We start from the raw sequence: 17,401 nt of genomic DNA, 5'->3' as shown, positions 1-17,401 counted from the left end.
TTCCTGTTTTCGGGAGGGCGGCGGCGTGGCGGCCCGTGCGATGAGAGTCGGGCGAGCCTAGAGCCTTTCCAATCCTTATTGAAGCGGTTCCGTCCAGTGTCCGGTCGGTTGGTGTTCAGGAGATGGTTTCGCCGGGCTCCTGCGCCGGCTCGTCCTCACGCGTCGAAAAGGTGCGGCCGAGGCTGAAGACCAGCACATAGAGGGGAAGGTTGACCACTATGTCAGCGATCGGCAGATAACTGGTCATCCGCCACGCAGGCGAGAAGAAGGGTTGGCCGTAGCCATCGCAGACCAGCGAAGACCCGTACTCCCACAAAGCTCCCAAGACCGCCGAGACGACGAAAAGCTTGATGCAGGTAACGATGTGCCTTGCCCGCGTCGGATCTGGCAGGAGCCAGCTCCAGAGCACCAGGCAGCCGATAGGAATCGCATAGATCAGGTTCTGCAGGACAAGCATCGGCAGCGTGCCATTTGCCGAAGTCAGGAACTGCTCACGCCTTTCCAACAGCGGACAAACCTCGCTGGAGGTCGTCGACAGCAGGAAGAAGACGAACGGCCCGAGGCACCAGAAGAAGAACAGCGACGGCCAGAAAACGACTGCAAGCAGGGCCCGAGCGGTCAGTGCCTTGTTGTTGGGCATGATCTTTCCGAAAACCGGTTCCACTTTTCGGGATCATGCCCTGGTCAACTGGACTGGTCCATGAAGCGGGGGAACCAGCCTTCATGGGCGGCGGTCAGGTAGCTGACCGGGATAGCCCCGGCATCGCCGAGCTTCAGCGCGTCGCCGCCGGTCGAGCCGATCCACGGCGCGAAGATGCCAAGTTCGCCCTGCTGCTTGCGGATGGCGTCCCATTCGGCGCCATGCGGATCGATCGACAGCGTCAGGAGATAGCGGCCCTGGTCCTCGCCGAACCAGACCGGGATCGGATCGGTGCCGACAAGCCCGGGAACGGTCGCGCCGATGCCTGACGCCATCGCCATTTCGGCCAGAGCCACCGCGATGCCGCCGTCGGAGACATCATGCGCCGCCGTGACGATGCCGGACGCGATCAGCGAGCGCACATGGTCGCCGACGCGCTTCTCGTGATCGAGGTCGACCGGTGGCGGCGGGCCATCGCTGCGGCCGTGGATATCCCTGAGATAGACGGATTGGCCGAGATGCGTGCCCCAGGAAGCCGGAGCGCCGATCAGCAGGATCATCTGGCCTTCGGCCGCGAAACCGATCCGCGCCATCTTCGACCAGTCCGATATTAGGCCGACGCCGCCAATGGTCGGTGTCGGCAGGATGCCCTGGCCGTTGGTCTCGTTGTAGAGGGAGACATTGCCCGACACGATCGGGAAGCCGAGCGCCCGGCAGGCATCGCCGATGCCTTTCACCGCGCCGACCAGCTGGCCCATGATCTCGGGCCGTTCGGGATTGCCGAAATTGAGATTGTCGGTGGCTGCCAGCGGCAGCGCACCGGTCGCGGTCAGGTTGCGCCAGCATTCGGCCACCGCCTGCTTGCCGCCCTCATAGGGGTCGGCCTCGCAATAGCGCGGCGTCACGTCGGAGGAGAAGGCCAACGCTTTGGTCGGATGGCCCTCGACCCGCACCACGCCGGCATCCCCGCCCGGGAGCTGCAGCGAATTGCCCTGGATCAGCGTGTCGTACTGTTCCCACACCCAGCGGCGCGAAGACAGGTCCGGTCCGCCAAGCAGCTTCAACAGCGCATCGGCGAGGTCGGCTCGCGGGATGTCGTTGGCGGCAAGCGATGCCGGCTTCTTGGGTTCGATCCAGGGGCGATCATATTCGGGCGCCTTGTCGCCGAGATCCTTGATCGGCAGATCGGCGACCTGGTCGCCCTGGTGCAGTACCCGGAAGCGCAGATCGTCGGTGGTCTTGCCGACAATGGCGAAGTCGAGACCCCATTTGTGGAAGATCGCCTCGGCTTCCTTCTCCTTTTCGGGGCGCAGCACCATCAGCATGCGCTCCTGGCTTTCCGACAGCATCATCTCATAGGCGCTCATGCGCTCTTCGCGCACCGGCACCTTGTCGAGGTCGAGCTCGATGCCGAGATCGCCCTTGGCGCCCATCTCCACCGCCGAACAGGTGAGGCCGGCCGCGCCCATATCCTGGATGGCGATGACGGCGCCCGAGGCCATCAATTCGAGGCAGGCTTCCAGCAGGCATTTTTCGGTGAAGGGATCGCCGACCTGCACGGTCGGGCGCTTCTCGTCGATCTTGTCGTCGAATTCGGCCGAGGCCATGGTGGCGCCGCCGACGCCGTCGCGGCCGGTCTTGGCGCCGAGATAGACGACCGGCAGGCCGACGCCTTTGGCTTCCGACAGGAAGATCGCATCGGTCTTGGCAAGGCCGGCGGCGAAGGCGTTGACCAGGATGTTGCCATTATAGCGGGCGTCGAAATTGACCTCGCCGCCGACCGTCGGCACGCCGAACGCATTGCCGTAGCCGCCGACGCCGGAAACGACGCCTGAGACGAGGTGCCTTGTCTTGGGGTGGTCCGGCGCGCCGAAGCGCAACGCGTTCATCGCCGCGATCGGCCGCGCGCCCATGGTGAAGACGTCGCGCAAGATGCCGCCGACGCCGGTCGCGGCTCCCTGGTAGGGTTCGATGAAGGAGGGGTGGTTGTGGCTTTCCATCTTGAAGACGACGCAGTCGCCGTCACCGATATCGACAACGCCGGCATTCTCGCCCGGTCCCTGGATGACCTGCGGACCAGTGGTCGGCAGCGTGCGCAGCCACTTCTTCGAGGACTTGTACGAGCAATGCTCGTTCCACATCGCCGAGAAGATGCCGAGTTCGGTGAAGCTCGGTTCGCGACCGACCAGGTCCAGTATGCGCTGATATTCATCGGGCTTCAGCCCATGCGCGGCGATGAGTTCCGATGTGATCGGCACGGAATTGGAAATGGTCATGGGCGGTGATTTATGTCCATGGAACAGGGATTTTGAGTCCCCTCTTATCGCAAGCTTTGCGGCCGATACACCCGTCGGCCGAGGAAAAAGGCAGAAAGCAACAGGGTGATGATCGCGATGGACGACGCCAGCCGCTTCCGCGGGCAACGAAAGGCGCCGGCCAGCTATTGCGACCCCGCACAGCCAAATGGGGAACGCCATGATGTCCCAGCCGTTAGGGTCCTATCACTCAGGAGACAGCACGATGGCTACCAAGCAAGGCAAGAACGACAATCGCCTCTCGGACAAGGAGGCTCTCCATATCGCGGAAACCACCGACGTTTCGCCCCGGCAGGCCAAGGAATTGGCTGAGAAGCACGGCAAGGACAAGGCGCGGAAGGAAGCCAAGAACTTCAAGGCCGAAGGGTGATCCCGAGTCCGGCTCCGACACGTCCCGTAGGGCGGCGTCTCGAAGGCAAGCGGGGCGGGGGCCGCGAAGGGTTCAGGAAAAACTGTCGTAGCCCGCGCGGCCCTCGTCCAGCAACCGCCTGATCACCGCGACGCCACCAGCGATATCCTCGCGCCGCCTCGGTTGCGAGACGCCGAAGCGCACGCCGTGGAAAACCCGCTCCGAACGCCCCGCCTTGAACTCATCCTCATCGTCGATCAGCACGCCGTGCTCAAGGCAGGCATTCTTGAACGTCCCGGACAGCCAGGGATCGGGCAGGGTGAGCCAGACGAACGGCACTTTGTCGTGCGATTTGAAGGAGAAGCCCGCCAGACTTTCGCGCACAATGGACATGCGGGCGCTGATCTCGGCGATGCTGCGCCTGCGGATTTCGCTGGCCTGGCCGGAAAGCACCAGCCGAGAATTCACCTCCGCCAACAGGAAGGGCATGCCGCCCGTCATCATCTTGTGGGCGACCCGGATGCGGTGGCGATAGGCGGGCGGGCAGGAGAGCCAGCCGCCACGCAGACCGGCGGCGACCGATTTCGACAGGCCGCCGGCAATGATGGTGCGTTCGGGCGCGAATTCGGCAAGCAGCGGTGTCGGGTCGTCGGTCAGATGGCCGTAGAGGTCATCCTCGATCAGGATGACGTTGTATTCACGGGCAATACGCGCGATCGCCTCGCGGCGCGCCGGCGACAAGGTCACCAAGGTCGGATTCTGCGCCGTCGGTATCAGGAAGATCATCTTGGGGTGCTTTTGCGCGCAGACACGCTCGAAATCCGCCGGATCAAGGCCTTCATCATCCGACGCCACCAGCGCGGTGCGCCGGCCGATCAGACCGGCGCTGCGGGAAATCTGCGAGTAGGTGAGGTGCTCGAAGGCGACATAGTCGCCGGGCGTCGTCATGGCCGCGATCGCGGCCATCACTGCGGCGTGGGTGCCGAGAGTGGGGACGATTGTCTCTGCCGTCGGCCGGAAGGCGTTGCGTGACAGCCATCGGGCGCCGGCTTCGTACCAGCGATCAGGAAAGTCGCGCGTGTAGCTCGAAATCTCATGCGGATGATCTTGTGCGGCGCGCGACAGCACATCGGCGACAATGGCGCCCTGGCCGATATCGGGGGCGGCCGTGCTGTCGAAACGCAGCTTGTCCTTGGGAACATCGACATAACACGTGCCTTCCACGCTGACGTCGGGAGCTTCCGGCTTTGTAACGCCTTTGTTTTCGCCGAGCACATAGGTCCCGCGTCCCACTTCGCCGCTGACCAGACCACGCTCGCGCAGCAATTGATAGGCGCGCCCGACCGTGCCGACGGTGGCGCCGATGTCGTAGGCGAGGTCGCGCTGCGGCGGCAGCTTTGCCCCGGCGCCGATCACCCCCCGGTCGATATCCGCCTCGATGGCATCCGCGAGGCGCTGATACAGCGGTCCTGAACCGGTGAGATCGGGAATCCAATTTGTCATGGTGACAATTTCTATATTGCACCGTTCCGGGAGTCAATACATACCACAATCGCACTAAAAAGGGTGCAATTGATATTTGGCAGAAAGACAATGGATACAATCGGAACATTCCGTCACTCGGCGACCGAATTGCTCGGCCAGCCGGCTCGCCCGTCCGGACAGCGCGGCTTCGCCGGCCGGCTTGTGCAAGTGGTCAGGTCGCTGGCGAAATGGATCGACCATCTGCTCGAGCGCCGGCGCGGCCGGCTGGCATTGCTGGAGATGACCGACGATCAGCTCAAGGACATCGGCATTTCGCGCTGCGACGCCCACCGCGAGGGCATCAAGCCGCTCTGGGAATAGCACCGGTCTATCGGACGCTTTTGCTCCTGAGGCGGCCGATACCGTGATCGACGAAAACGGCGACGACGCAGATCACCAGGAACAGCGCGGTGATGGCGAGCGCCGAGACAGTGACGCTGCCGACGCCGTTCTTGGCGATATCGAGGAAGGGGTAGGGCACCTCGCCCGCCAGCGGCGCCCGTGCCAGCGCATAGGCGAGATAGGCGATGGGATAGACAACCCACCAGGAGATGTCGCTCCATCGCGTTTTGCCGTCCGCCCCCGATATCAGCCACCACAGCACGAACAGCACCGGCGTCACGTAGTGCAGCAGGACGTCGCAGAGCAGGAACAGGCCCTGCGGCTGCCAGAGCCGCGCCAGCACGGTGGCATAGACGATGAAGACCAGAGTGATCGAAACCGCGACTCCCGCGCGCATCCGTGGTCCGGCAAAGGCCGGCAACCAGGCATAGAAGCTGGATGACAGCAGCGAAGTGTAGACCAGCACGGCCGCGATGTTGGTCAGGATGGTGAAGAAGCTGAAGTAGAAGACGATCGAGCCGAGCAGGCCGCGGCCCGCTTCCATCGACGCCGGAATGGTGATCGAGAACTGCAGGACAAGCGCGATCAGGCCGCCAACCAATCCCGCGATCCGCAGGAGCCGGCCCATGGCTGGCTCAGGCCGTGGCCGCGCAGGCCGGATTACCCGCCTGCCAGCGCGCGATATCAGAGCTGATGCGCGCGCCGAGCGGGTCGTTCATCAGCGGTCCGAAGACGTCGACGCGGCTTGAATTGCCCTGCGCCTGCACGACCAGCAACGGCTTGCCGCCATAATGCTTGGCCGGCACCAAGAGGAAACGCGGCGTGCCGCTGAACGAATTCAGCTCATTGGCCATCTGATATTGCTTGAAGGCCGGATCCTTGCTGGCGATCCAGCATTTGTGGGCTGCGATCGCCACCTGTTCCATGGCCAGCAGCGCCGCACTTTTGCCCGACGGCACGGGCGTGCTCTTGGGGCTCGACTGGCACGATGCCAAGGCCAGGCCCGACATGGCGATCAGGGCGATCGTCCTGTTCTTGATCAAGCGGCACCCATTTCGAGTTCGGACAGAAAGATCTTCAGGCCGTCGTTCATCTCGCCCCATACCCGCGACAAGGCAGGATGCTGCGAGGCGATCTGCTGATAGGCATCGAATTTGGGATAGGCCTCGATGAGGTCGTGGCGACCCGTCATGGCGCGGAAATTGTTGAAGATGAACCGCGTCGGCGTCAGCCAGGCATCGGCGAAGCTGATGTCGCTGCCGAGTGCGAAGGGGCCTTGCGCCATGCGTGCCTCGATGGCCGCCAGCCCATGGTGGAGACGGGTGAATTGGGCGTCGATCTCGGCAGTGTTGCGCTTCGGCACGAAATGCAGCTCGAAAAGCTTCATCGTCGGTGTCAGCACATCGAGATCGACGATGCGGGCAAACATGCGCACCAGCGCGCGGTCCTTGGAGTCGGGCGGCAGCAGCGCGGGTTCGGGAAACCGCTCCTCGAGATATTCGGCGATGACCACCGATTCGACGATCGTCTCGCCCGAGCCGGTGATCAGAACCGGAATCCGGTTCAGCGGCGAGATGGCGCGAAACTCCTCGGGGATCGGAAAACCCGGCGGCGGCGCGATGATCTTGAGCGGCACGTCCTTGACATAGGCCAGTGCCCGCACGATCGACGAGTAGGGCGACAGCGGCCGCGAATAGAGTTTCATGACCGTGTCTCCCTCACGTTATGATTTTGAATTGCCGCAATTCTTAAGGTTGCGGTTGCAAACTTCAAGCGGCAATGCCCAGGGCACCTTCGAACAACGCCCTGCCGTCGCTGCCGCCATGGGCTGCTTCGATCAGGTTCTCGGGATGCGGCATCAGGCCGAGCACATTGCCCTGTTCGTTGATGATGCCGGCAATGTCGTTGATCGAGCCGTTCGGGTTGGTGCCTTCGGCATAGCGGAACACCACCTGGCCTTCGCCTTCGAGGCGGGCAAGCGTGTCGGGGTCGGCGAAATAATTACCGTCATGATGCGCCACCGGCGAGCGGATGATCTGGCCAGGCTGGTAGCGGCGGGTGAACATGGTGTTGGCGTTGGCGATCTCGAGCTTGACCTGCCGGCAGACGAATTTCAGCGAGGTGTTGCGCATCAGGGCGCCCGGCAGCAGTCCCGCCTCGACCAGGATCTGGAAGCCGTTGCAGACGCCGATCACCATCACGCCCTTGGCCGCCTTTTCGGCGACCGCCCGCATCACCGGCATGCGCGCGGCGATCGCGCCGCAGCGCAGATAGTCGCCAAAGGAAAAGCCGCCTGGAATGGCGATCAGGTCAACATCGGGGATCTCGGTATCAGTCTGCCAGACGGTTGCCGGCGCCTGTCCGGAAATCTTGGTCAGCGCCGCGATCATGTCGCGGTCGCGATTAAGGCCGGGGAGAAGGACGACGGCTGTTTTCATTTTGGTTCGTAAGGCCTTTGTGCTTCGGCAAGCTCGCGCAGGTCGAGACGGCGTTCGATATGTTCCAGCCGATCATCCTGGCGAGCGAGCACGCCATAGATGTTCTTCACGTCACTCTCGGTGGCTATCAGATGACCGTGGATGGAGCCAAGCTCGGATTTTACCTCTCCGAGCGTCAAATCCATCCTGTCCAACCCAGATTGAATGGATCTGAGGACTTCAAATATCAAGCTTCCATCTATCTCGGCCACCAGCCCCTCTGACACAACCTCAGGTAAGCGTCACACTATAATTCTCGATCACCGTGTTTGCCAGCAGCTTGTCGCACATGGCCTTGAGATCGGCCTCGGCCTTGGCCTTGTCGCTTTCAGCCAGTTCGACGTCGAACACCTTGCCCTGCCGCACCTGCCCGACGCCATCGAAGCCCAGTCCCGACAGCGCGTGTTCGATTGCCTTGCCTTGCGGGTCGAGCACGCCATTCTTGAGGGTGACGGTAATGCGGGCCTTGATCACGCTGGACATGCTCCTGTTCCGGATATTGGGGCGCAAGCCGCTATCAGTGCGGCTTGCCTTTGAGGCCGTCGGTCGAGGCGACAAGCACCGGGCCGGTGGGGCGCGGCGGCTCGTTCTCGTTCATGATGCCGAGGCGGCGGGCGACTTCCTGGTACGCCTCGACGAGGCCGCCCATGTCACGGCGGAAACGGTCCTTGTCGAGCTTGTCCTGCGTCGCCACGTCCCACAGGCGGCAGGAGTCCGGCGAAATCTCGTCGGCCACGACGATGCGCATCATGTCGCCCTCGAACAGGCGGCCGCACTCGATCTTGAAGTCGACGAGCTGGATGCCCACGCCCATGAACAGGCCGGAGAGGAAATCGTTGACGCGGATGGCTAGCGCCATGACGTCGTCGATCTCCTGCGGGCTTGCCCAGCCGAACGCCGTGATGTGCTCTTCCGACACCATCGGATCGTCGAGCGCGTCGGCCTTGTAGTAGAATTCGATGATCGAGCGCGGCAGGACGGTGCCTTCCTCGATGCCAAGGCGCTTGGACAGCGAACCGGCGGCGACATTGCGCACCACCACTTCCAGCGGAATGATCTCGACTTCCTTGATCAGCTGCTCGCGCATGTTGAGCCGGCGGATGAAGTGGGTCGGAATGCCCATGCGGTTCAAATGATTGAATATGTACTCGGAAATGCGGTTGTTGAGCACGCCCTTGCCGTCGATGACCTCGTGTTTCTTCTTGTTGAACGCGGTTGCGTCGTCCTTGAAGAACTGGATCAGCGTGCCCGGTTCGGGGCCCTCATAGAGGATCTTGGCCTTGCCTTCATAAATGCGGCGGCGATTTTTCATTTGAATTTTTCTCTGGATTTGCGGGCAGGCGGTAAGCGACCACTTCCTGTCCGTCCGCCTGAATTAGTGCGGCGACGGTGACGTTCAATGCCGGGTCTATCCCAATCACATCGTTTGCTCAATCGGCAAATCCTTCCAATCAACCGCTTTCGGGACTGAAATGCCGCAGCGCAGCATATGACGAAGCATATTGACCGGCCCGCGACCTTTTGGTTTGTGCTTCGGCAACACACATATTCACCTGCCAACGAATCGGATTTGACCCGGAGGGACGCCATGAGCAGCATGAAAGACCGCGAAGAGGGCTTCGAGCGCAAATTCGCATTCGACGAGGAGCTTCGGTTCAAGGCCTCGGCGCGGCGCAACAAGGCGCTTGGCCTGTGGGCAGCCGAAAAGCTCGGAAAGTCCGGCGCCGATGCCGACGCCTACGCCAAGGAAGTCGTTGTTTCCGACATCGAGGAAGCCGGCGACCATGACGTGTTCCGCAAGATCCGCAAGGATTTCGATGCCGCCGGCGTCGAACAGTCCGATCACCAGATTCGCCGCACCATGGACGAGCTGATGGCGCAGGCGATCGAGCAGATCAAGAACACCTGATCCGGCCTCCTCCTGGACCAATCGACCGCCCGGCCAAGCCGGGCGGTTTTTCTTTGCCTTTGCGGCGGTTTCCGGCTGAAACTGCCGACGTCAACAAGGAAAGAGATTAGATGTCCCTGAAGTCCCGTCTTGCCGCGGACGAAACGCTGGTCACCGCCTGGTCGGGCGTGCCGGACGCGCTGACCGTCGAGATCCTCGCCAAACAGGGCTTCGACGCGGTCACGCTCGATATGCAGCACGGCGGCCATCATGAGGACAGCGTGCTGCGCGGTCTCGTGCCCGTGCTCGCCGCAAACAAGCCGGCGCTGGTGCGCATTCCCGTCGGCCGTTTCGACATGGCCAGCCGGGCTCTCGATTTCGGCGCCGAAGCGGTCATCGCGCCGATGGTCAACTCGGTGGCCGATGCAAAGCTGTTCGCCGCCGCCATGAAATATCCGCCGCTCGGCGAGCGCTCGTGGGGCCCGACCTATGCCTTCCCCCGGCATGGCAAGGGCGACCATGCCGAATGGCTGCGCGACACCAATCAACGCACCATGGCTTTTGCGATGGTCGAGACACGCGCCGCGCTCGATGCGCTCGACGGCATCCTCGACACGCCTGGCATCGACGGCATCTTCCTCGGGCCATCCGATTTCTCGATCGCCTGGTCGAACGGCGCGACAGTCAATTCGACGCTCGAAAGCATGATGGAGACAGTGGCCTCGGTTGCCGAGCGCACCCGTAAAGCCGGCAAGCATGCGGCCATCTATGTCGTCGAACCGGCTATATCAGGCCGTGTCGTGTCGATGGGCTACCGCCTGCTCGCCACGGGCTCCGAGCATGCGCTGATTTCACTGGGGGCAAAGACCTTGCTCAAGGGCATCAAGGATTCCATCGACGCTGACGCGGCGCGACCACCTCCCTAAGCCTTCAGGTCGGTCAGGAACTTGGCGAAGGTCATGGACCCCTCGGGCCACGGCCCGAAGCCTGAATCCTCGCTGAGATGGCCGGTCTCGCCAGCATCGATGAACAGCGAACCCCAGGCTCCGGCAATGTCTTCGGCGACGTCGAAAGGGCAGAACGGGTCGTTGCGGCTGGCGATCACGATCGATGGAAACGGCAGCGGCTCGCGCGGATAGGGGCCGAAGGTCATCAGATGCTTCGGCTTGATCTTGGGATTGGCGACGTCGGGCGGCGCCACGAAGAAGGCGCCGGCGACCGGCTTCCGGAACCGCGGAATGGCCTGTACGGCCGCGGCCACTCCCAGTGAGTGAGCAACGATGACCACTGGCTTCTCGGCCTCGTTGACCGCCTTGGCGACGCTCGCCGTCCAGTCCTCGCGCACGGGCTTCGACCATTCGGCCTGCTCGACGCGCCGCGCCGTCGACAGTTTCGATTGCCAGCGCGTCTGCCAATGCTCAGGCCCGGAATTGGTGTAGCCGGGAACGATCAGGATATCTGCGTCTTTGACTTTCATGGCGCTGAGATAGCGAGCGCGATTGCCTCATGCAACCGTTGATGGACGAGCTCCGTTCGTAACGGTGAACACCATGTTCGCTTTTCGCCGTCTTGTGTGAACGATGAAGATCGACGATCTCTGTCGGGAAAGAAACAGCCGTGGAGGACCGGTATTTTGGCGCTGACACGACGTACGATAATCGGCGCCACGGGACTCCTGGCTTTGGGAGCTTCGCGAAACGTCGCCGCAACGGAGACAATGATGAGCGAACTGCCATTTGCCGCCACCACGCCGGTGAGCGTTGCCAGGGTCGGGCTGAAGGCGCGTGATGCCGAGAGCCTCGCGGCCTATTACCGCCGGGTTGTCGGCCTGCAGGAACTGAGCCGCGCCGATGGCGCGATCACGCTCGGCGCCGCCAACCGTCCGCTGCTGGTTCTCGAACCGGATACTTCGGCCAAGCCGGACGATCCGCGCGGCGCCGGCCTCTTCCACACGGCCTTCCTGCTGCCCAGCCGTGCCGATCTCGGCCGCTGGATCAACCATGCCATTTCAGACAAGATCGCCATCGAGGGGGCTTCCGACCATCTGGTCAGCGAAGCGCTGTACCTGACCGATCCCGAGGGTAACGGCATCGAGATCTATGCCGACCGCCGCCCGCAGGACTGGAAATGGAACGGCGACAAGATCGCCATGGCGACCGAGCGGATGAACATTCCCTCCGTCGTCGCCGAAGTGCCGGCCGGCGATGCGGGGTGGCAGGGTGCGCCGGAAAACAGCATTGTCGGCCATGTCCACCTGCGCGTCGGCAGGCCGGAAGAGGCGGAGGCCTGGTGGAACCAGGAATTCGGCTTCGATACCGTGGCCAAATATGGCGGCCAGGCGGTGTTCCTGTCGTCAGGCCATTACCACCACCACATCGGCGCAAATGCCTGGCAGAGCGCCGGCGCCGGCCGTCGCGATCCGAGCCGGTCCGGTCTCGCCTGGGTCGAGATGCGTTCGGACAATGTGGCCAGCGAAATCATCCGCGAGGACCCCTGGGGCACGGTGATCAGGACCGTGCCTGGCAAGGCGTGATTGTACGTCACCACAGCTTCTTTCTCCCCGTCACTATACCGGGAGAAATGCCCGGCAGGGCAACGAGGGGCGGCGCCGAGGGTGCAAGGTTATCGTGTCTGACACAATGCCATGGGTAACTTTAGCCGCCGACGTTGGTGCCGCCCCTCATCCGCCTGCCGGCACCTCTCCCCGTATAGTGACGGGGAGAAGAGGGCTAAATTTCTCCGAACACCCGCTTGAAGATCGTGTCGACGTGCTTGGTGTGATAGCCAAGGTCGAATTTCTCGCGGATCTCGGCTTCGGGTAGCGCTGCGGTCACTTCCTTGTCGGCCAGAAGTTCCTCAAGAAAATCAGCGCCTTGTTCCCATACTTTCATGGCGTTGCGCTGCACCAGCCGGTAGGAGTCCTCGCGCGACAGGCCGGCCTGCGTCAGGGCCAGCATCACGCGCTGCGAATGCACCAGGCCGCGGAACTTGTTCATGTTGTTCAGCATGTTCTCGGGATAGACGACCAGCTTGTCGACGACGCTGGTCAGGCGTGACAGCGCGAAATCGAGCGTCACGGTGGCGTCCGGCCCGATCATGCGCTCGACCGAGGAGTGCGAGATGTCGCGCTCGTGCCAGAGCGCCACATTCTCCATCGCCGGCAGCGCCATGGAGCGCACCATGCGGGCAAGGCCGGTGAGGTTCTCGGTCAACACCGGGTTGCGCTTGTGCGGCATCGCCGACGAGCCCTTTTGGCCTGGCGAGAAAAACTCTTCAGCTTCCAGCACTTCGGTGCGCTGCAGATGCCGGACCTCGATCGCCAGCCGCTCGATCGACGAGGCGATGACGCCGAGCGTGGCGAAGAACATGGCGTGGCGGTCGCGCGGAATGACCTGCGTCGATACGGGTTCAGGCTTCAGACCAAGCTTCGCCGCCACATGCTCCTCGACATAGGGTTCGATGTTGGCGAAGGTGCCGACCGCCCCTGAAATCGCACATGTGGCAATGTCTTCGCGTGCGTGCACCAGCCGCTCGCGGCAGCGCGAGAATTCGGCATAGGCCTGCGCCAGCTTGATGCCGAAGGTGGTCGGCTCTGCATGGATGCCGTGGCTGCGGCCGATGGTGACGGTATCCTTGTGTTCGAAGGCGCGGCGCTTGAGCGCGGCAAGCAAGGTATCGATGTCGGCGAGCAGGATGTCGCTGGCGCGGGTAAGTTGCACCGCAAAGCAGGTGTCGAGCACGTCAGACGACGTCATGCCCTGGTGGATGAAGCGCGCATCCGGCCCGACGAATTCGGCAAGATGGGTCAGGAAGGCGATGACGTCATGCTTGGTGACACGCTCGATCGCATCGATCTTCTCGACGTCGAATTCCGCCGCGCTTCCCTTTTCCCAGATGGTTTTGGCCGCTTCCTTGGGGATGACCCCCAGTTCGGCCAGCGCGTCACAGGCGTGGGCCTCGATTTCGAACCAGATCCGAAACCGGGTTTCGGGCGACCAGATGGCGACCATTTCCGGCCGGGAATAACGAGGGATCATCGGTCAGTCCTGATGTGTCGGAGGGATTTGTCCGCGTCCTAACAGAGGCGGACCGAATGCTCAACGCTGATGCCGCGCAAACCAGAGGCCGGCAGCGAACAAGGCGACAAAACCAAGCGGAAAATAGAGCCGGATGCCCAGTACCACGAACTGGTAGGACGCCACCGCCATCGTGAAGGCGAGCTGAAAAGCCCAGGTGAGGGTGAATGTGGGCGCATGCCATTCGGCATAATAGGACCGGTATTGCAGGGCATACAGCCCGGCGGTCAGGCCGATCGTTGCGCCAGCAAGGCACACCAACGCCGCGGCGAAGGCGACCTCGGCGCCTCTTCCGAGCGAGACCAGCCGCGCCGCGAACAGGCCAGCCGGAAAGGCCAGGGTGCCGCCGGCCGCGAACAGCAGCGACACGGTGCGGATCTTGCCCGGCGTCACCCAATTGTCCAGCAGCAGGTTGACGAGTGCGCTGGAGGCCATCGTGGCAGCCCACAGCATGGCGCCGAGAAGTGCCGTGCGCGGTGTCGGCATCGCGTCGCGAAGGCGGCCCAGGGCGCGATTGCGCCTTACGGGTTGGACAAGCTCTGTCACAGCCGGCCGGTCACGGCGATCCAGCGAAAGTCCGGCCCCTCGAAGCCATATTGGCGCACCGCGATCAGAACCGCGTAGGCGCTGAGGCTGTCCCTCGAGAAGGTCTGTACCGCGCCGATGCGGTAGCCGGTCGGGCAGCCCCGGCTCTTGGGGATCGCTTTGTCCTCATGCAGCAATTTGGTGGTGCCGCCATCCTGCGCCTCGATACGCAGCAGCCGGAAGCCGTTGATCTCGCCCTGGCTGTCGCAGCCTTGCGTGTTGTTCATGCCGATCTCGTCGAGCCGGAACTCGAGCGGCTGATCAACCGGGGGGAAGATCGGGCGAGGGTTGACCGCGATGCGATGCGGATCGGCCGAAAGCTCGGTCACCGGGTTGAAACCGGCGGTGATGCCCCGGTTGGCGCTGAGCTCGGCCTGGCTGACAACAGCCTCGCCCTTCTGGCGGGCCTGGAGGCGGGCGGCGTCCAGCGTTGCGTTCTCATCGTCGAGCCGGACCCTGATCGGCGTGCCCTTGAGAAAGCTGTCATTGCCCGTGTCGACGTAATAGCGGTTGGCGTAGGGAAAGCCCGACCCGTCCTGAACGCCGTATTCCTCGAAGGCAAACACCCCGCCGTCCTTGGTGAAGCCAAGGATTTCGAGCTCGGCGACATCGCCTGCCTGCGCGCCGACCGACGCCGCGAACTGCACGGCCAGTGAAACGGCAAACAGGAAAAGCATTCGCATCGGGTTTCACTCCGGCAGCCCTGATCGGTTCAATCCCTAGCACGATGAAATCAAAACGTCGTGCGGGCCAAAGCCGATGCATCCAATCGGCTCGTCATTTGTTATTGTCGGCACTCCCAGTGGAAAACCACCCCAATGGAGAATCTGACATGACCGACACCAGCAAGATTCGTGAGCATATGGAAGTCGTTGGCGCCGACGGCGTGCATATCGGCACCGTCGACAAGGTCGATGGCCAGCGCATCAAGCTGACCAAGGCCGACAGCGGCGAGGGCTCTCACAAGGGCCACCACCACTATATTTCCCTGGCCCTGGTTGCCGAGGTCGATGGCAAGAAGGTGTGGTTGTCCGCGAATTCGGACGTCGCGGTGACGTTCGAGGAAGAAAAATCCGATCCTGTCTGAGAAGGGCTCCGGCTAGCGGCGCGACGACCAGACCGGGAACAGATCATTATCGGCTGGCGTCGCGGCGAACACGCCACGGCTGATGGCGCGCGCCATTGTGGCCCCGGCGGCGGCGTAGAGATCGACCGCAGCGTCGGCCGTGAGTTCAATTCCGCTCTTTCCGGTCGCCAGCGCGAACACAAGGTCGCCGTCGGCCGGCGTGTGCGTCGGCCAGATGGCGCGAACGAAGCCGTCATGCGCCGAAATCGCCAGTCGTTTTGCCGCGGCCTTGGTGAGGACCGCATCCGTGGCAATGATAGCGATGGTCGTGTTGCCGCCGGTTTCCACCTGTTGTCCGATTTGCTTGTCGCGGTATTTCAGCAAGATGCACTTCGCGTCGTCCGGCATGGGCGAGGGATAGCCGAGCCCGCCGAATTCATCGCCGATTTCGAAGGGCGCTGCCCAGAAATGGCGACTGCGGCCGACGGTCACCGAACCGGTGGGGTTGACGGCGGCCAGTGCGCCGATGGTGACGCCACTGTCCAGCAGCGTCGAGGCGGACCCCAGGCCTCCCTTCAGGCCCGAAGTTAGTGCACCGGTACCGGCGCCGGCAGTGCCGAGCTGGAAATCGACGGCGGCGGCCTCGACCGATTCGTAGCCGAGATCGCGATAGGGCGGATAGCGGCCCCAGCCCTTGTCGCCGCCATTGCGCAGGTCGAACAGGATCGCCGCCGGCACGATCGGTACGCGAAAGCCGCCCACCTCCAAGCCGATGCCGCGCTCGCGCAGCGCGGCTTGCACGCCGGATGCGGCATCGAGGCCGAAAGCCGAACCGCCCGACAGCACCAAGGCATGGACCGCCTCGACCGAATTGTGCGGTTCCAGCAGATCCGTCTCGCGGGTCCCGGGTGCGCCGCCCAGGATCTGTACACCCGCCACCGCCGGCTCGTCGCAAAGCACGGTCGTCACGCCGGACTTCAGCCTGGCATCGGAAGCATTGCCGACGCGCAAGCCGGCAACGTCCGATATCAGATTGCGCGGGCCGGTTCGGAACATCAATTGCTTTCCAGGGGCACGAAGCTTGTGCCGTTGAAGCGGAAAACGCGGTAGGGGCTCTGGCTGAGGTCGCCCTTGGCGTCGAAGCGGACCGGCCCGATCGCCGTCCTGAAATCATGCCCGGTGAGCGCGTCGGTCAGCGGTTTGCCGGAGCCTGCAGCGTCCACCGCCGCCGCCTTGGCGATCTCGACCGCCGCATAGGCCGGCAAAGTATAGCCGTCCGGCACGATCTTTTGCGCGGAGAAGCTTTCCAGCACTTTTGGGTCCGCGACATCGGCCCATTCCGGCGGCGCGATCATCAGCGTGCCCGTTGCATAAGGCACATCGCCGGGCGGCGTGCGCAGGTTTTCGCCGCCGGCAAGGACGATGCCGGCCTGGAGCTGGGCGGCATCGCGCCCCATGATGGCGATGTCGTCGCCGTCGCCGCCGGCAAAGACATGCGTGGCACCGGCCTTTTTCAGCCGGCCGACGAGGCCGATCTGGTTGTCGAGCTGCGGCCGGAACGTGTCGACGAAAACAGGTTTGAGTGCTGCCTGCTCCGCTGCGGCGCGAAATGTCTCCGCCATTTCTCGGCCATAGATTGTGCCGTCGTCGATGATGGCGAACAGCTCATTCTGCCACAGCCTGGTGAGAGAGGAGGCGACGGCGTTACGCTCGTCATCGCCGCGCGGCCCCAGGCGAAAGACCGGCCAGCCGGTCTTGGCGCGGCGGTCGGTCAGGCTTTCGGTTCGCACGCCGACGGTGATGACCGGGATGTTGGCGTCCTTCAGGACAGGCATGGCGGCTTCGATCGCTTCCGTGCAGAGGAAGCCGATCACGACATCGACCTTGGCTGCGGCGAACCCCCTGGCCGCCGCGGCGCCGCCGTCGCCTGTGCAGGCGTCATCCACAGTCTTGAGTTCGACGCCGGTTGCTTCCGCTGCCAGCCCGGCGCCGGCTTCGATCTGCTTGCCAAGGATGGCCGATGGTCCCGACAGGGGCGCGGCGACGCCGATCGTGAGCGTCTGGGCGCCGGCGGCGCCACTCAGCAACAGCCAGGCCACTGCCGCGGATATCGTTGCCCCCGATCGCATCCTGCCGAAC

22 protein-coding genes are annotated in these 17,401 nt (G+C 63.3%); 6 read left to right on the top strand and 16 right to left on the bottom strand.

Annotation, left to right across the window (positions count from 1 at the left end):
- Positions 1-115: 115 nt before the first annotated feature.
- The gene (locus FJ948_RS18130; protein WP_140706737.1) at positions 116-640 is read right to left on the bottom strand and encodes a hypothetical protein; all 525 of its coding nucleotides are present in this window, start codon (positions 638-640) and stop codon (positions 116-118) included.
- A 44-nt stretch (positions 641-684) separates the two neighbouring features.
- Entirely contained in the window at positions 685-2,916 is a 2,232-nt protein-coding gene (gene purL, locus FJ948_RS18125; protein ID WP_140706735.1) for a phosphoribosylformylglycinamidine synthase subunit PurL, read from the bottom strand.
- A 244-nt stretch (positions 2,917-3,160) separates the two neighbouring features.
- Here purL and FJ948_RS30285 point away from each other — a divergent pair, with 244 nt between their 5' ends.
- Positions 3,161-3,325, top strand: a complete 165-nt coding sequence (locus FJ948_RS30285) for a hypothetical protein (protein WP_181173710.1) — start codon at positions 3,161-3,163, stop codon at positions 3,323-3,325.
- Positions 3,326-3,397: 72 nt separating this feature from the next.
- Here the strand turns inward: FJ948_RS30285 and FJ948_RS18120 are convergent, their stop codons facing one another.
- On the bottom strand, positions 3,398-4,807 hold the full coding sequence (locus tag FJ948_RS18120; RefSeq protein WP_140706733.1) for a PLP-dependent aminotransferase family protein: 1,410 nt from the start codon (positions 4,805-4,807) through the stop codon (positions 3,398-3,400).
- 90 nt (positions 4,808-4,897) lie between these two features.
- On the opposite strand from FJ948_RS18120, the gene FJ948_RS18115 reads away from it, so the two are divergent.
- Positions 4,898-5,149 carry a DUF1127 domain-containing protein gene (locus FJ948_RS18115; RefSeq protein ID WP_140706731.1) on the top strand — a complete coding sequence of 84 codons (252 nt, stop codon included), beginning with the start codon at positions 4,898-4,900 and terminating at the stop codon, positions 5,147-5,149.
- A 7-nt stretch (positions 5,150-5,156) separates the two neighbouring features.
- On the opposite strand, the gene FJ948_RS18110 is transcribed toward FJ948_RS18115, so the two are convergent.
- The 7 genes from FJ948_RS18110 to purC all read right to left on the bottom strand — a co-directional run bounded on the left by FJ948_RS18110 (position 5,157) and on the right by purC (position 8,959).
- The gene (locus FJ948_RS18110) at positions 5,157-5,798 is read right to left on the bottom strand and encodes a Pr6Pr family membrane protein (protein ID WP_140706729.1); all 642 of its coding nucleotides are present in this window, start codon (positions 5,796-5,798) and stop codon (positions 5,157-5,159) included.
- 7 nt (positions 5,799-5,805) lie between these two features.
- Positions 5,806-6,213: a hypothetical protein gene (locus tag FJ948_RS18105; protein WP_140706727.1), complete on the bottom strand. Its 408-nt coding sequence runs from the start codon at positions 6,211-6,213 to the stop codon at positions 5,806-5,808.
- The gene (locus FJ948_RS18100) at positions 6,210-6,875 is read right to left on the bottom strand and encodes a glutathione S-transferase family protein (protein WP_140706725.1); all 666 of its coding nucleotides are present in this window, start codon (positions 6,873-6,875) and stop codon (positions 6,210-6,212) included. The genes FJ948_RS18105 and FJ948_RS18100 overlap by 4 nt, the downstream gene beginning before the upstream one ends.
- Positions 6,876-6,939: 64 nt before the next feature.
- A complete protein-coding gene (gene purQ, locus FJ948_RS18095) occupies positions 6,940-7,608 on the bottom strand; it encodes a phosphoribosylformylglycinamidine synthase subunit PurQ (RefSeq protein ID WP_140706723.1) in 669 nt (222 codons plus the stop codon).
- Positions 7,605-7,859, bottom strand: a complete 255-nt coding sequence (locus FJ948_RS18090; RefSeq protein WP_140706721.1) for a hypothetical protein — start codon at positions 7,857-7,859, stop codon at positions 7,605-7,607. The genes purQ and FJ948_RS18090 overlap by 4 nt, the downstream gene beginning before the upstream one ends.
- A gap of 19 nt (positions 7,860-7,878) precedes the next feature.
- Positions 7,879-8,121, bottom strand: a complete 243-nt coding sequence (gene purS / locus FJ948_RS18085) for a phosphoribosylformylglycinamidine synthase subunit PurS (RefSeq protein ID WP_140707290.1) — start codon at positions 8,119-8,121, stop codon at positions 7,879-7,881.
- 43 nt (positions 8,122-8,164) lie between these two features.
- Complete coding sequence (gene purC / locus FJ948_RS18080) at positions 8,165-8,959, bottom strand: phosphoribosylaminoimidazolesuccinocarboxamide synthase (RefSeq protein ID WP_013532127.1); 795 nt, start codon at positions 8,957-8,959, stop codon at positions 8,165-8,167.
- Positions 8,960-9,235: 276 nt separating this feature from the next.
- On the opposite strand from purC, the gene FJ948_RS18075 reads away from it, so the two are divergent.
- Together FJ948_RS18075 and FJ948_RS18070 are read left to right on the top strand one after the other, a co-directional pair.
- Positions 9,236-9,556 carry a DUF1476 domain-containing protein gene (locus FJ948_RS18075; RefSeq protein WP_010909104.1) on the top strand — a complete coding sequence of 107 codons (321 nt, stop codon included), beginning with the start codon at positions 9,236-9,238 and terminating at the stop codon, positions 9,554-9,556.
- 110 nt (positions 9,557-9,666) lie between these two features.
- Positions 9,667-10,461, top strand: a complete 795-nt coding sequence (locus tag FJ948_RS18070) for an HpcH/HpaI aldolase/citrate lyase family protein (RefSeq protein ID WP_140706719.1) — start codon at positions 9,667-9,669, stop codon at positions 10,459-10,461.
- Here the strand turns inward: FJ948_RS18070 and FJ948_RS18065 are convergent.
- Entirely contained in the window at positions 10,458-11,012 is a 555-nt protein-coding gene (locus FJ948_RS18065) for an alpha/beta hydrolase (RefSeq protein WP_140706717.1), read from the bottom strand. The genes FJ948_RS18070 and FJ948_RS18065 overlap by 4 nt on opposite strands.
- Positions 11,013-11,255: 243 nt before the next feature.
- On the opposite strand from FJ948_RS18065, the gene FJ948_RS18060 reads away from it, so the two are divergent.
- Positions 11,256-12,068: a VOC family protein gene (locus tag FJ948_RS18060; RefSeq protein WP_140706715.1), complete on the top strand. Its 813-nt coding sequence runs from the start codon at positions 11,256-11,258 to the stop codon at positions 12,066-12,068.
- A gap of 196 nt (positions 12,069-12,264) precedes the next feature.
- On the opposite strand, the gene purB is transcribed toward FJ948_RS18060, so the two are convergent.
- The 3 genes from purB to FJ948_RS18045 are packed head-to-tail and all read right to left on the bottom strand — an operon-like array spanning position 12,265 to position 14,879.
- On the bottom strand, positions 12,265-13,572 hold the full coding sequence (gene purB / locus FJ948_RS18055) for an adenylosuccinate lyase (RefSeq protein ID WP_140706713.1): 1,308 nt from the start codon (positions 13,570-13,572) through the stop codon (positions 12,265-12,267).
- Between the two features lie 60 nt (positions 13,573-13,632).
- The gene (locus tag FJ948_RS18050) at positions 13,633-14,097 is read right to left on the bottom strand and encodes a hypothetical protein (RefSeq protein WP_140706711.1); all 465 of its coding nucleotides are present in this window, start codon (positions 14,095-14,097) and stop codon (positions 13,633-13,635) included.
- Positions 14,098-14,153: 56 nt separating this feature from the next.
- Complete coding sequence (locus tag FJ948_RS18045) at positions 14,154-14,879, bottom strand: DUF2259 domain-containing protein (protein ID WP_140706709.1); 726 nt, start codon at positions 14,877-14,879, stop codon at positions 14,154-14,156.
- Positions 14,880-15,028: 149 nt separating this feature from the next.
- On the opposite strand from FJ948_RS18045, the gene FJ948_RS18040 reads away from it, so the two are divergent.
- On the top strand, positions 15,029-15,283 hold the full coding sequence (locus tag FJ948_RS18040) for a DUF2171 domain-containing protein (RefSeq protein WP_140706707.1): 255 nt from the start codon (positions 15,029-15,031) through the stop codon (positions 15,281-15,283).
- A gap of 12 nt (positions 15,284-15,295) precedes the next feature.
- Here FJ948_RS18040 and FJ948_RS18035 read toward each other — a convergent pair whose 3' ends face one another.
- Positions 15,296-16,318, bottom strand: coding sequence for a P1 family peptidase (locus tag FJ948_RS18035; protein ID WP_140706705.1), 1,023 nt, complete (start codon positions 16,316-16,318; stop codon positions 15,296-15,298).
- Entirely contained in the window at positions 16,318-17,391 is a 1,074-nt protein-coding gene (locus FJ948_RS18030) for an ABC transporter substrate-binding protein (RefSeq protein ID WP_140706703.1), read from the bottom strand. The genes FJ948_RS18035 and FJ948_RS18030 overlap by 1 nt, the downstream gene beginning before the upstream one ends.
- Positions 17,392-17,401 lie beyond the last annotated feature (10 nt).

This window comes from Mesorhizobium sp. B2-3-12, assembly GCF_006442205.1.
Classification (GTDB): domain Bacteria; phylum Pseudomonadota; class Alphaproteobacteria; order Rhizobiales; family Rhizobiaceae; genus Mesorhizobium.
Note: the sequence above shows the minus strand (reverse complement) of the source record. Positions and strands in the feature narration are given on the sequence as shown.

What these genes read in the sequence shown, in the direction of transcription:
- FJ948_RS18130 (WP_140706737.1), bottom strand. Translation starts at nt 640, where the DNA reads ATGCCCAACAACAAGGCACTGACCGCTCGGGCCCTGCTTGCAGTCGTT.
- purL (WP_140706735.1), bottom strand. Translation starts at nt 2,916, where the DNA reads ATGACCATTTCCAATTCCGTGCCGATCACATCGGAACTCATCGCCGCG.
- FJ948_RS30285 (WP_181173710.1), top strand. Translation starts at nt 3,161, where the DNA reads ATGGCTACCAAGCAAGGCAAGAACGACAATCGCCTCTCGGACAAGGAG.
- FJ948_RS18120 (WP_140706733.1), bottom strand. Translation starts at nt 4,807, where the DNA reads ATGACAAATTGGATTCCCGATCTCACCGGTTCAGGACCGCTGTATCAG.
- FJ948_RS18115 (WP_140706731.1), top strand. Translation starts at nt 4,898, where the DNA reads ATGGATACAATCGGAACATTCCGTCACTCGGCGACCGAATTGCTCGGC.
- FJ948_RS18110 (WP_140706729.1), bottom strand. Translation starts at nt 5,798, where the DNA reads ATGGGCCGGCTCCTGCGGATCGCGGGATTGGTTGGCGGCCTGATCGCG.
- FJ948_RS18100 (WP_140706725.1), bottom strand. Translation starts at nt 6,875, where the DNA reads ATGAAACTCTATTCGCGGCCGCTGTCGCCCTACTCGTCGATCGTGCGG.
- purQ (WP_140706723.1), bottom strand. Translation starts at nt 7,608, where the DNA reads ATGAAAACAGCCGTCGTCCTTCTCCCCGGCCTTAATCGCGACCGCGAC.
- purC (WP_013532127.1), bottom strand. Translation starts at nt 8,959, where the DNA reads ATGAAAAATCGCCGCCGCATTTATGAAGGCAAGGCCAAGATCCTCTAT.
- FJ948_RS18075 (WP_010909104.1), top strand. Translation starts at nt 9,236, where the DNA reads ATGAGCAGCATGAAAGACCGCGAAGAGGGCTTCGAGCGCAAATTCGCA.
- FJ948_RS18070 (WP_140706719.1), top strand. Translation starts at nt 9,667, where the DNA reads ATGTCCCTGAAGTCCCGTCTTGCCGCGGACGAAACGCTGGTCACCGCC.
- FJ948_RS18065 (WP_140706717.1), bottom strand. Translation starts at nt 11,012, where the DNA reads ATGAAAGTCAAAGACGCAGATATCCTGATCGTTCCCGGCTACACCAAT.
- FJ948_RS18060 (WP_140706715.1), top strand. Translation starts at nt 11,256, where the DNA reads ATGAGCGAACTGCCATTTGCCGCCACCACGCCGGTGAGCGTTGCCAGG.
- purB (WP_140706713.1), bottom strand. Translation starts at nt 13,572, where the DNA reads ATGATCCCTCGTTATTCCCGGCCGGAAATGGTCGCCATCTGGTCGCCC.
- FJ948_RS18050 (WP_140706711.1), bottom strand. Translation starts at nt 14,097, where the DNA reads ATGCCGACACCGCGCACGGCACTTCTCGGCGCCATGCTGTGGGCTGCC.
- FJ948_RS18045 (WP_140706709.1), bottom strand. Translation starts at nt 14,879, where the DNA reads ATGCGAATGCTTTTCCTGTTTGCCGTTTCACTGGCCGTGCAGTTCGCG.
- FJ948_RS18040 (WP_140706707.1), top strand. Translation starts at nt 15,029, where the DNA reads ATGACCGACACCAGCAAGATTCGTGAGCATATGGAAGTCGTTGGCGCC.
- FJ948_RS18035 (WP_140706705.1), bottom strand. Translation starts at nt 16,318, where the DNA reads ATGTTCCGAACCGGCCCGCGCAATCTGATATCGGACGTTGCCGGCTTG.
- FJ948_RS18030 (WP_140706703.1), bottom strand. Translation starts at nt 17,391, where the DNA reads ATGCGATCGGGGGCAACGATATCCGCGGCAGTGGCCTGGCTGTTGCTG.